Origin of the sequence: Xanthomonas sp. NCPPB 3582 (genome assembly GCF_041475735.2) — a bacterium.
GTDB lineage: Bacteria > Pseudomonadota > Gammaproteobacteria > Xanthomonadales > Xanthomonadaceae > Xanthomonas > Xanthomonas codiaei.
Genome location: NZ_CM192968.1, coordinates 4,141,805 through 4,154,693, shown reverse-complemented (window position 1 = coordinate 4,154,693; position 12,889 = coordinate 4,141,805). Strand labels below are relative to the sequence as shown.

The following is a 12,889-nucleotide window of genomic DNA, read 5'->3' as shown; positions in this document are numbered from 1 at the left end:
CTTGTTCGTTTCCGTTTTGCCGCATGCCGCCACGCCTGAAAGGATTTGTCCGATGACCGCTGCCAGTGTCCGTTCCGCATCACCGCTGCCAAGGCTGGCGACCTGGGCGCTGTGGCTGCTGGGTGCGTTGCTGCTGGTGTTCGTGGTGGCCGTGCCGATGGACGTGAACCAGCAGCTGGTGTTCTCCGGCGTGCTGTTCGCCGTGGCGCTGGCGGTGCGCAACCGTGGCGGGCGGGTGGTCATCCTGATGATGATGGGCATGTCGCTGGCGGTGTCGTGCCGCTACATCTGGTGGCGCATTACCCAGACCATGGGCGTGGGCAGCGCGGTGGATTTCATTCTCGGCCTGGGCCTGCTCGGCGCCGAGCTGTATGCGTTCGTGATCCTGGTGCTGGGCTATTTCCAGGTGCTGTGGCCGCTCAACCGCAAGCCGGTGCCGTTGCCGGCCGACCAGAGCCTGTGGCCGAGCGTGGATGTCTTCATTCCCACCTACAACGAGCCGCTGTCGGTGGTGCGCACCACCGTGCTGGCCGCCAGCGTGATCGACTGGCCGGCCGGCAAGATCACCATCCACCTGCTCGATGACGGCCGCCGCGACGAGTTCCGCGAGTTCTGCGCCGAGGTCGGCATCAATTACGTCACCCGCACCAACAACGCGCACGCCAAGGCCGGCAACATCAATGCGGCCTTGAAGAAGTGCAGCGGCGAGTACGTGGCGATCTTCGACTGCGACCACATCCCGACCCGCTCGTTCCTGCAGGTGGCGATGGGCTGGTTCCTGCGCGACACCAAGCTGGCGCTGGTGCAGATGCCGCACTATTTCTTCTCGCCGGATCCGTTCGAGCGCAACCTCGACACCCACGGCAAGGTGCCCAACGAGGGCGAGCTGTTCTACGGCCTGCTGCAGGACGGCAACGACCAGTGGAATGCCACGTTCTTCTGCGGCTCGTGCGCGGTGATCAAGCGCACCGCCTTGGAAGAAGTGGGCGGGGTGGCGGTGGAAACCGTCACCGAAGATGCGCACACCGCGCTCAAACTGCAGCGCCGCGGGTACCGCACCGCCTACCTGGCGGTGCCGCAGGCCGCAGGGCTGGCGACCGAAAGCCTGTCCGGCCATGTGGCACAGCGCATCCGCTGGGCACGCGGCATGGCGCAGATCGCGCGCATCGACAACCCCTTGCTCGGCCGCGGGCTCAAGCTCTCGCAGCGGCTGTGCTATCTCAACGCGATGCTGCACTTCTTCTACGGGCTGCCGCGCATCATCTACCTCACCGCGCCGCTGGCCTACCTGTTCTTCGGCGCGCATGTGATCCAGGCCTCGGCATTGATGATCCTGGCCTATGCGCTGCCGCACATCCTGCAGGCCAACCTGACCAACCTGCGCGTGCAGAGCCGGTTCCGCCATCTGCTGTGGAACGAGGTCTACGAGACCACGCTGGCCTGGTACATCTTCCGCCCGACGCTGGTGGCGCTGATCAACCCCAAGCTGGGCAAGTTCAACGTGACCCCGAAGGGCGGCCTGGTGGCGCGCAGCTATTTCGACGCGCAGATCGCAAAGCCCTATCTGTTCCTGCTGCTGCTCAACGTGGTGGGCGTGGTGGCCGGCGTGCTGCGGCTGATCTATGTCGGCGGCAGCGGCGAGCAGCAGACGATCTGGTTCAACCTGGCCTGGACGCTGTACAACATGGTGCTGCTGGGCGCCACGATCGCCACTGCCAGCGAAACCCGCCAGGTGCGCAGCGCACACCGCGTGCCGCTGGATATCCCGGTCAACCTGTACCTGCCCGACGGCAACGTGCTGCCCAGCCGCTCGTTGAATTTCTCCACCGGCGGCATGGCGATCAAGCTCGATCGGCCGCAGCCGATCGAACCCGGCCTGCCGGTCCAGATCGGCCTGAGCCATCGCGGCATCGAACAGACCCTGCCGGCGGTGGTGCGGCAGGATCGCGATGGCCAGGTCAGCATCCAGTTCACGCAGATGTCGATGGAGCAGGAACGCTGGCTGGTGGCATCCACCTTCGCGCGCGCCGATATCTGGCTCTCGCAATGGGGCCAGCACGACCGCGATTCGTTCTGGCGCTCGATGGGCCAGGTGCTGGAAGCCAGTGCACGCGGCTTCGGGCGGCTGGGCCGGCATATGGTGGACAGTGCGCGGCAGGGCTTTCGCCCCTCGCGCCCGGTGGATCTGGAGTCGTGAGCGTGATGCGTGCTGTGTCCCTTTCCCTTGCCAAGAAGCCATTGATGCGAATGTCCCCCGCCGTGTTGACCTGCGCGCTCACCCTCCTGGCTGGCCTGGCGCAGGCGCAGCAGCTCGCGCCGACCGCGCCCGCAGCCGATGCGCAGGCCGCCGCGGCGACCGTGCCCGAGGCGCCGCTGCCCGCCGGCAGCGCGCGTGCGGCCACGCTGCGCGATCTGGGCATCGATTACGAAATCACCTTGCGCGGCGTGCAGGGCAGTGCCGGCGTGCCCTTCAGCGTGCGCAGCGACGAGATCGTCACCGCCGCCACGCTCAATCTCAAGTACAGCTACTCGCCCTCCTTGCTGCCGGACCTGTCGCACCTCAAGGTCACCATCAACGGCGTCACCGTGGCCACCTTGCCCACCGACAAGGCCAATGCCGGCAAGCTGCTCTCGGCCGACCTGCCGATCGACCCGCGCCTGATCACCGACTACAACCAGCTCAACCTGCAGCTGATCGGCCACTACACGCGCGAGTGCGAAGACCCCGACCACAGCAGCCTGTGGGCGAACGTGGACGCGGCCACCAGCCTGTCGCTGACCACCACGCCGCTGGCGCTGGCCAACAACCTGGCGCTGCTGCCGGTGCCGTTCTTCGACGTCCGCGACACGCGGCGTCTGGAGTTGCCGTTCTACTTCCCGCAGCAGCCGGACATGGCCACGCTGCAGGCGGCCGGCACGGTGGCCTCGTGGTTCGGCACCCTGGCCGGGTATCGCGGCGCGGTCTTCCCCGCGTCCACCGCGAGCCTGCCGGCCAGCGGCAACGCCGTGGTGTTCGCCACCCCGGCCACCTTGCCGGCGCAGTTCGCCACCGCCGACAGTGGCGTGGCCGATATCCGCGGCCCCACCGTGGCGGTGGCGGTCAACCCCACCGATCCCAACGGCAAGCTGCTGCTGGTGCTCGGCCGCAGCAGCGAGGAACTGCAGCGCGCCGCCGCCGCACTGGCGCTGCGTGCGCCGTTGACCGGCGCGGTGGCCCGGATCGGCGAGATGTCCGCGCCGGCGCCGCGCCAGCCCTACGACGCGCCCAAGTGGGTGTCCAGCGAACATCCGGTGCGCTTCGGCGACCTGGTCACCCAGCCCGGTGCGCTGAATGTCACCGGCTACCACCCGGACCTGATCCGGGTCGGCCTGCAGCTGCCGCCAGACCTGTTCGTGTGGGAGCGCGACGGCATCCCGGTGGCGCTGAAATACCGTTACACGGTGCCGGAGGTGGACAACAAGTCCGCGCTCAACGTCAGCATCAACGAGTCGTTCGTGACCACGCTGCCGCTGACCGGCCGTCCGTTCGCCGAGTCCACCCCGATGCGCTGGTGGAACAGCCTGGGCGCGCGCGGCAGCATGCCGGTGCACCAGGACCTGAAGTTGCCGGTAGGCGCGTTCTCGGCCAATAGCCAGCTGCGCTTCCACTTCTTCTTCGATCGCCCGCAGGGCGAAGAATGCAAGAACACCTTCCCGGACGTGTCCGGCGCCATCGATGCCGATTCCACCATCGACCTGAGCGGCTTCCATCACTACATGGCGATGCCGAACCTGGCCGCGTTCGCAAACGCCGGCTATCCGTTCACGCGGCTGGCCGACCTGTCCGAATCGACCATCGTGCTGCCCAACAATCCGGGCGATCAGGACCTGGGCAACGTACTGACCCTGCTCGGGCGGTTCGGTGCGACCACCGGCTACCCGGCGCTGCATGCGCAGATCATCGGCGCCAGCGCGGTGCAGCAGCACGCCGATCGCGATCTGCTGCTGCTCGGCAGCGCCACCTCTCAGCCCTTGTTCAAGCAGTGGCGCGCGCAGCTTCCCATTGGCCAGGACGGGCAGAGCCGGCGCATCGGCCTGACCGACTGGCTGTTCGACAAGCTCCCTGGCTTCCTGTCCTTCGATGCGCGCCGCACCGACCTGCCCACCACGGCCGAGATCGCGCTGCAGCCGCAGCCGGACGATGTGCTGTTGATGGGCTTCGAATCGCCGCTGACATCCGGCCGCAGCGTGGTCGCATTCCAGACCGAAGACCCGGCCAACATGAGCCGCCTGTTCGATGCCTGGTTCGACCCGGCCCTGCTCAAGGATTTCCAGGGCAGCGTGGTATTGCTGCAGCAGAAGAAGGTCACCAGCCTGGTCGGCAACCAGACCTACTACGTCGGCCACCTGCCGCTGCCGACCTGGTTGCGCTGGTACTTCTCGCACCATCCGGTGTGGCTGGCGTTCACCGTGGTCCTGCTGGCGCTGTTGCTGGCCCTGGCCGCCCGCGTGCTGCTGCGCCGGCATACTGCGCAGCGTCTCAACGAAGGGCAGGGCACATGAGCGCACATCACACCGGCAGTGCCATGACCCGCCGCCGCCTGCTGCGCGCCGGCGCGCTGGCCGGCCTGGCGGCGGTCCTGCCGGCGGGCGCCAAGCCGGCGCCGGCGCAGTGCGGCAGCTGGCCGTTGTGGAATGCCTTCGTCTCCAGGCACATCCAGCCCGATGGCCGGGTGGTGGATTTTCTCAATGCCGACCAGCGCTCCACCTCCGAAGGCCAGTCGTACGCGCTGTTCTTCGCGCTGGTGGCCAACGACCAGGTGCTGTTCGACAAGGTGTTGGGCTGGACCCGGCACAACCTGTGCGGCGGCCGTCCGGACCTGAACCTGCCAGCCTGGCTGTGGGGCCGCGACGAGGGCGGCACCTGGCGGGTGCTCGACCCCAACACCGCCAGCGACGGCGAGCTGTGGATCGCCTACGCGCTGCTGGAAGCCGGCCGGCTGTGGAACCGCCCCGGCTATGTCAAGGCCGGCCAGCAGATCCTGCAGCTGATGCGCGCGCAGGAAGTGGCCACACTGCCCGGGCTCGGGCCGATGCTGTTGCCCGGCCGCAACGGATTCGTCGAGAAGGGCCGCTGGACGCTCAACCCCAGCTACCTGCCGATCCAGGCCCTGCGTCGGTGTGCCAGTGCCGATCCCAAGGGCCCATGGGCCGCCATCGCCGCCAACAGCGCGCGCGTGCTGCGCGACAGTGCGCCGGTGGGATTCGCCCCGGACTGGACGGTATGGGACGGCACCAGCTTCAGCGCCGATCCCAAGCGCGGCAATGTCGGCAGCTACGACGCCATCCGCGTGTATCTGTGGGCCGGCATGCTCGATGCCGGCGAACCGCTGCGCGCCAGGCTGCTGCAGGACCTGTCCGGACCGGCCGACCTGCTGGCGGCAGGCACCGGTTTCGCCGAAAAGATCGATACCGCGCGCGGCGTGGGCACCGGCGCGGTGCCGGTGGGCTTTTCCGCCGCGCTGCTGCCCTACCTGAGCGCCCTGGGCCAGCCTGCATTGCTCAAGGCGCAGGCGCAGCGCATTCCCGCCGCCGCCCAGCCCGCGGCCGCCGCCCTGCCGTACTACGAACGCACGCTGGCCCTGTTCGGACAGGGCTGGCTTGAGAACCGCTACCGCTTTGCCGCAGACGGGCGCCTGTTGCCCGCCTGGAGAACGCCTGCATGCTCCGCAAAAACCTGACCCCGCTCTACCTCGCCGGCATGATCGACCTGTGCCTGCTCGCCTCACCGGTGCATGCGCAGACCAGCGCCACCCAGCAACTGGTCGGGCAGGGCAATTACTGGCATGACCAGGGCCGCGACGATCTGGCCGCCGACACCTGGAAGAAGCTGCTCGGCATCGACCCGGACCAGCCGGATGCCTTGCTCGGCCTGGCCCAGATCGACCTGGCCCAGGGCCGCCAGTCCGAGGCGCGCAAGCGCCTGCAGCAGTTGGAGGCGGCCCACCCGCAATCGCCGCAGGCCCAGCGCCTGCGCGTGGCGATCGGCGCGCGCGGCAGCGCCGGCGCCGGCGAAGACCCCAACCTGCGCAACGCGCGCCGCGCCGCCGCCGCCGGGCGGTATGTGGAAGCCGCGCGCAACTACGAGGCCGTGTTCGCCGGCAAGGCACCGCCGCCGAACCTGGCGCTGGAGTACTACCAATCGCTGGCGGGCACGCCCACCGGCTGGGAGCGTGCGCGCGACGGTCTGCGCAAGCTGCAGGCCGGCGAGCCGGGCAATCCGTCGCTGCAGCTGGCCCTGGCCCAGGTGCTGAGCTACCGCGAACCCACCCGCCGCGAAGGCATCGCGCAGCTGCGCACGCTGGCGCAGCGCGCCGACGTGGGCGGCCCGGCGCGCACCAGCTGGCGCCAGGCGTTGCTGTGGCTCAACGCCAGCAGCGCCGATGCGCCGCTGTACCAGGCGTTTCTGGCCGGCACCCCGAACGATGCCGAAGTCACCGCCAAGCTCGGCCAGCTGAGCAACCGCCGCAGCGCCGAGACCACGCCCGCCGACCCCAATGGCATTGCGCTCGGCGAAGGTTTCCGCGCGCTCAACGCCGGCAACCTCGGCGTGGCCGAACAACGCTTCACCCAGGTGCTGCGCGCGCGCGCGCGCGACCCCGAGGCACTGGGTGGGCTGGGCTCGGTGCGCCTGCGCCAGCAACGTTTTTCCGAAGCGCAGGAGCTGCTGCGCCCGGCCGCGGCCAGCAATGGCAAATGGAAGCCCGCGCTGGACAGCGCGCGCTATTGGCAGCAGCTGCAGCAGGCCGAGGCCGCGCGCGCGCGCGGCGACCTGGCGCAGGCACGCCAGCTGGTGGAGCAGTCGGTGCAGCTGCTGCCCAACGAGCCGGCCGGGCACGTGGCGCTGGGCGGATTGCAGGCTGCCGGCGACCCGGTCGCCGCCGAGGCCAGCTATCGCAAGGCGCTGTCGCGCGACGCCGACAATGCCGGCGCCCTGCAGGGCCTGGTCGGGCTGTACAGCCGCCAGGGCCGCATGCAGGAAGCCACCGAGTTGTTCAACCGCCTGCCGGCCGCCGAACGCGCCAAGTCCGGTGGGCAGGCCTTGCTGCGTTCCAACGTGCAGCGTGCGCGTGCCCGCCAGTCGCTGGAGGCGGGCGATGCGGTCAGCGCACAGGCCGAGCTGGAAGCAGCCATGGTCGAACGTCCCGGCGATGCCTGGATCCGCCTGGATCTGGCGCGCCTGTACCGGCAGGCCGGCCGCCCCGATCAGGCCCGCAGCGTCATGGACGGCCTGCTTGCCGTGCATGCCGACCAACCCGAAGCGCTGCAGGCCAATGCGCTGTTCGCCCAGGAAAGCGGCGACTGGCAGGGCGCCTACGACAGCCTGGACCGCATCCCGGTGGCTGCGCGCACGCCGGAGATGACCCAGCTGCGCACCACCGCCTGGATCGAACTACAGGCGCGCCAGGCGCGCGGGCTGGTGCAGCAGGGGCGGGTGGGCGAGGCCCAGCAGTTGCTGGCGCGGACCGAAACCGCGCTCGGCAACCAGCTCGACGACCCGCAATTGCTGGCCGCGCTGGCCGGTGCGCATGCCGACGCCGGCAACACCCAGCGCGCGCTGGTGCTGGCCCAGCGCCTGGTCACCGGCGCCAACCCGCGCACTGAAGACCGCCTGCAATATGCCGGCGTGCTGCTGCGTGCGCAGCAGGACGCCGAGCTGTCGGCGGTGCTGCGCCAACTGCAATCCACCACCATGACGCCGGAACAATTGCGCCGCTATCAGGGCTTGCGCAGCGCCTACACGCTGCGGCAGGTGGATGCCTTGCGCGAGCTGGGCAATCTGGAAGGCGCCTATGACGCGCTGTCGCCGATCCTGGCGCAGCAGCCGGACAACCGCGACGCGCAGGCCGCACTGGCGCGGCTGTATGCCGCCGCCGGCGACCAGCCGCAGGCGCTGGCGCTGTACCAGCAGATCCTGCAGCGCCATCCCAACGATCTGGACACGCTCACCGCCGCCGCCAACAGCGCCGCCGCGCAGTCGGATCTGCGCAATGCCGAGAGCTATCTGCAACGCGCGCTGGCGCAGGCACCGGAGTCGCCGGAAGTGCTGGCCGCGGCCGGCCGCGTGTATCGCAGCGCCGGCAAGAACCGCAAGGCCGAGCAGTATTTCCGCGCCTCGCTGGCTGCGCAGCAGCGCCAGGCCGGCCAGCTCGACAACGGCCTGCCGGCCGCACGCGGCCCCGCCGCGGTGGCCTCGTCCGGTCGCCCGCTCAATCCGTTCTCCGGCATGACCGGCGGCATGCCGCGCTCGCCGGCGGTGCTGTCCGAGCGCATGCAGGCCGGTGACGCGTACGGCGAGGCTGCGCTCGCCGCGCCGCCGGCATCGGCACGCTTGGCCGCTGCCGCGCCGCTCGCTCCCTCCTTCGACGACGGCACCGATATGCTGCCGCAACCGGTCAGCGCCAGCGCTGCGCCGACCATGCTGCCAGCACCCGGCAGCCGCACGCGCGCGTCCTCGCGCGACGATGCGCCATTGGCCACGCGCACCGTTGCGCCGATCGGCGCGGATGCCGGCCCACGCCTGACCAGGCCGGCCGCCCAGGCGCTGCCGCCGGTCGGCAGCGGCAACAGCGTGCTCGACGAACTGCGCGCCGTGCAGTCGGAGAACAGCGACCACCTCGCCGGTGGCGCGTTGTACCGCTCGCGCGATGGCGAAGACGGCCTGGGCCGCCTGGACGACATCGAAATGCCGGTGCAGGCCGAGTTCGCGGTCGGCGAAGGCAAGCTCGGGCTGACGCTGACGCCCACCGTGGTGGATGCCGGTACCGTGACCTCCGATTACGCCACCGCCAGCCGCTTCGGCAGCGGCCCGCAGACGGCGGTCAACGACGCGCTCGCCGCCGACCGCAGCTCGATCGACACGCTGACCAACTCATCGGTCTACCAACTGCTCGCCACCGAAGGCAACACCCCCGCCACGCGCGAACGCCTGCGTCGCTATGCCTTGAACACCGGCCTGTTCGGCGAGCTGTTGACCGAGAACAACAACAGCACGCCGGCCGCGGTGGCCGCGCTGGCCAACGAACCGTTGCCGGCGTACCTGCTCAGCGTCAACGCCGCCAATACCCCGATCGCGCAGCTGGCGCGCGACATCCTCGGCAACACCGCCATCAGCGAGCAGCTGGCCGCCGGCGACGGCGCCGCGCTGCAGGCCCTGGCCAGCAGCGATGCCGCCGCGCAGCAGACGCCCACCACGCTGGCCGCCACGCTCAACAGCATGGCCGCCACCGGCAACGGTGCGCGCCGGCTCAGCCAGGACGACACCGGCGTGGGTGTCGGCGTGCGCTACCGCAACGGCGGGTTCAGCGCCGATGTGGGCAGCACGCCGATCGGATTCCAGGAGCAGAACATCGTCGGCGGGGTCGGCTATCGCGGCGAGCTCGGCGAGACGGTGAGCTGGTCGGCCGATGCCTCGCGGCGTGCGGTCACCGACAGCGTGCTGTCGTTCGCCGGCACGCAGGATGGCCGCAGCGGGCGCGAATGGGGCGGGGTCACCAGCAGCGGCATCGCGCTGTCGGCCACGGCCGACAACGGCCTGCTCGGTGGCTACGCCAACCTGGCCGCGCATCGCCTGAGGGGCAACAACGTGGCCGACAACGACCACCGCCAGGCCGACCTGGGCTTCTACGTGCATGCGCTGGAAACCCGCAACCAGTCGCTGACCGCCGGCGTCAACCTGACCGCCATGCAGTACGACAAGAACCTCAGTGGCTTCACCTACGGCCACGGCGGTTACTTCAGCCCGCAGGACTACGTGGATCTCGGCTTCCCGGTGCACTGGAGCGGCCGCAGCGCAGGGCAGACCGTCAACTGGAAGGTCGACGCCAGCATCGGCGTGCAGCATTTCAAGACCGAGGCCTCACCGTACTTCCCCACCGACCCGACCTTGCAGCAGGCCGCCTACGATGCGGCATCGCTGGCCGCATTGCTCGGCCTGGTCGACCGCTACACCGATCCGGTGTACGCCGGCCAGAGCCGCACCGGGGTGTCCTACAACCTCAGCGGCGCGGCCGAATGGCAGGTGGCGCCGCAGCTGTTCCTTGGCGGGCGCATGACCTTCAACAACGCGCGCGACTACAACCAGTTCAGCAGCAATCTCTATCTGCGTTTCGTGATGGACCGCCTGGGTGCCGCGCTGGGCCGCGCACCGCAGGTGCTGACCTCGCCGTACGCCGCCGATCGTTGAGGCAGTGGGGTGGGCTCCACCCCGCCGGCCGTCGCCGCTGCATGCGAGCCAGAGCGATCGGGGCCTGCGGCCTGTGCCGGCGATGCATGCATGCACACATGCATGGATGCCCAGGCCGGCCTGCGGCGCACCGCCGGGCACCGCACAAACGAACGGCGCCTCGCGGCGCCGTTCGCATCCCCATCACCTGGTGCACTTCGCCTTACGGGCGAACCTTGGTGGCGCAGATGAAGGTCGCCGCCTGCTGCACGCGGCTGATCGCTCCCTGGCCTTCCAGTTCGCGCAGATGGTCGTTCATGCAGCTCAGGTAACCGAAGCGGTTGCCTGCATTCTGCGTCTTGCACAGGCTGCTCTCGGCGGTGACATTGGCGCCGGCGATCAGGCCGCCGGTCTCCACGGTCGGCACCAGCGTATTGCAGTTGCCCAGCCGGGTCAGGCCGCGGTTCAAGGTCCAGCCGATGTCGGCAAACATCGCCGGGGTCAGGTCGATGTTCAGATGCGCCTGCACTTCCGGCGTATCGAACGGTTCCATCAACGCGTTCGGTTGCAGGTCGGTGTCGAAGTGCGAGAACGTCGAGCCGCCCGCCACCACGCTGGGGGCGTACAAGCGCGTGCGGCCGGCACTGTCGGTGCCCTGCAGCAGGTCCGGGTCCTCGTACAGCCCGGCCACGACCGCAGTGCTGCCCTTCAGGCGTGCGCCATCGGCCTGCGACACCATGATCGCCGGGATGGTGATGTCGGTGATCGGCGGTGCCGCGTTGCCCATGGTCTGCACGCCGGCGGCGTTGTTGGCCACGATCACGCCCACCGCGCCATTGAGCTGGGCGTTCTTGACCTTGATGGCGAAGGCGCAGGTGCCGCGGTCGATCAGCGCCACCTTGCCGGCCACCTCGGCCGCGTTGACGAACGGCGTCTCGCAGCCATCGGTGGCCGACGCGGCGGCGACGCCATCGTTGACCGTCACCACCGCGCGGGCGGGGAAATTGCCGGCGGTGGCCAGCGGGCCGAAGCTGGCAAAGCCCACCTCGAACTTGCCGGCGGCGGTGCTGGGCGCGGTGACCTGCAGCAGGGTGCGCGGATCCAGGATCAACGCCGCCTCGCGGTTGACGCGCGTGCCGGCCCATACCGTGCGGCCCGGCGTGCGCATCGCTTCGGCGCGCAGGGCGTTGGTCATGGCCGGATCGTCGAAGCGCTTGTTCTGCACGTTGTCGTAGGCCTGCGAGGTGTAGACGTCGGTCAGGCCGCTGCCCGAACCGAGCACACCGGTGGTCTTGTTGAGGAAGCCGGCAGCGCCCAGGCCGTGGCCGATCTCGTGCATGACCACGTTGAGGAAGTTGATCTGGCCTTCCGGCGTCTTGCCGTCCAGGCCCAGGTACCAGCCGGAGCCGGCCAGGCAGTCGTCCTTGCCCAGGTCGCCGTTGAATTGCGAGAACACGTCGGCCGGATCGGCCGGATCGGGCACCAGGTCCTGCCCGGCGATCGCATCGCCCAATGCAGACGGGTACAGCGTATTGGGCTTGGCGCCGGGGAAGTTGTTGACGATCCAGTTGGGGCCGGCCTGGCCCAGGGTGCCGCCGGTGGCGGTACAGGTCAGTCGCGCGAACGAGGCGTAGACCTTGATCTCGACATTGCTCTGCAGCACCGCGCCCCACAGGTCCATTGCGTACTGGTAGGCGATGCGACGCTGCTCGCCCACCGAGCGCCCGGGGTTGCCGCCCAGCGGGGCAGCGGCGGTCGGGTCGTTCAAGCCGACCACGGTGCCCGCATCGCCATTGATCAGCGTGACATTGGCAGCCGAGGCGTGCAGCGGCGCGAGTGCGGCGCCCACGGCCAGGGACAACAGCAACAAGGGCTTATTCATGCGGCAGCGCTCCGTGCTCGGCGTGGGCGGGTTGGGTGTCGGCGTCGTCGCCATGTTCGATCACGATCCGCCCGTCGGCCTGACGGGTGGCGGTCAGCGAACTCATCTGCGTGGCCGGCAACTTGCGCGCCACGGTGCCGTTTGGCAGGCGACGCTCGGTGGCGCGGGCGGCCGCCTCGGTTTGCGGTATCGCCGTGCGGGTCGCGGCGCTGCGCGCAGCCGCGCCGGCCTGCCGGTCCAGTGCCGCGCTCTCGGCGTCGGTCAGCGGGCGCAGCTTGCCGGTGGCAGGATCGATACCGACCTTGGAACTGGCGGCGACATCCTGCGCCCCGGCTAGCGCCGGCAGGCAGGCGATACACAGCACGCCGGACAACATCCATCCGGGCTTGCGAAAGCTCATCATCGTTGGGGTTTCCTTGGGTCCAACTGCAGAAAGAACGCCGTGCGAGATCCCGGCGTTCGGGAGAATCCTTCCGGTTTAGTCTGTTCATGACTGAATCATGAATCCGTGACTTGTGTCAATCTTTTGACAGGTCGGACGTCTCATGCGAACAATGGCCTGAAAAAGTCAGCTTTGTGCTTGTGCTCGGCTGCTTGTTTGGTTCAAAGACCCCACCTGGCGCCGGCCTCAGTCAGAAATCCGACGCGGCGCCAAGAGGGGGGCCGCCCGCCGTCTTCGGGCAGGTGCCGACATGGGCGGATGCGGTGCGGGCGACGCTGCGTGGGTCGTGCGCCGGCACATGGCGCGCCGGTGCGTCACACTGGCGTTTCGTGCCTGGCCCGCGCTTGCCGCGCAGCCGTGG

6 protein-coding genes are annotated in these 12,889 nt (G+C 69.4%); 4 read left to right on the top strand and 2 right to left on the bottom strand.

Annotated elements, in window-relative coordinates; genetic code table 11:
• Positions 1-52: 52 nt before the first annotated feature.
• The 4 genes from bcsA to ACCQ05_RS17675 are packed head-to-tail and all read left to right on the top strand — an operon-like array spanning position 53 to position 10,225.
• Positions 53-2,197, top strand: coding sequence for a UDP-forming cellulose synthase catalytic subunit (gene bcsA, locus ACCQ05_RS17690; protein WP_372391789.1), 2,145 nt, complete (start codon positions 53-55; stop codon positions 2,195-2,197).
• A 44-nt stretch (positions 2,198-2,241) separates the two neighbouring features.
• Complete coding sequence (gene bcsB / locus ACCQ05_RS17685; RefSeq protein ID WP_372391787.1) at positions 2,242-4,542, top strand: cellulose biosynthesis cyclic di-GMP-binding regulatory protein BcsB; 2,301 nt, start codon at positions 2,242-2,244, stop codon at positions 4,540-4,542.
• Positions 4,539-5,720, top strand: a complete 1,182-nt coding sequence (gene bcsZ / locus ACCQ05_RS17680) for a cellulose synthase complex periplasmic endoglucanase BcsZ (protein WP_228962575.1) — start codon at positions 4,539-4,541, stop codon at positions 5,718-5,720. Before bcsB ends, bcsZ begins: the two co-directional genes overlap by 4 nt.
• Positions 5,702-10,225 carry a cellulose biosynthesis protein BcsC gene (locus ACCQ05_RS17675; protein WP_372391785.1) on the top strand — a complete coding sequence of 1,508 codons (4,524 nt, stop codon included), beginning with the start codon at positions 5,702-5,704 and terminating at the stop codon, positions 10,223-10,225. The genes bcsZ and ACCQ05_RS17675 overlap by 19 nt, the downstream gene beginning before the upstream one ends.
• Positions 10,226-10,427: 202 nt before the next feature.
• Here the strand turns inward: ACCQ05_RS17675 and ACCQ05_RS17670 are convergent, their stop codons facing one another.
• Together ACCQ05_RS17670 and ACCQ05_RS17665 are read right to left on the bottom strand one after the other, a co-directional pair.
• Positions 10,428-12,086, bottom strand: coding sequence for a PA domain-containing protein (locus tag ACCQ05_RS17670; RefSeq protein WP_104539306.1), 1,659 nt, complete (start codon positions 12,084-12,086; stop codon positions 10,428-10,430).
• A complete protein-coding gene (locus ACCQ05_RS17665) occupies positions 12,079-12,489 on the bottom strand; it encodes a post-PEP-CTERM-1 domain-containing protein (RefSeq protein ID WP_146091806.1) in 411 nt (136 codons plus the stop codon). Before ACCQ05_RS17665 ends, ACCQ05_RS17670 begins: the two co-directional genes overlap by 8 nt.
• Between the last annotated feature and the right edge of the window lie 400 nt (positions 12,490-12,889).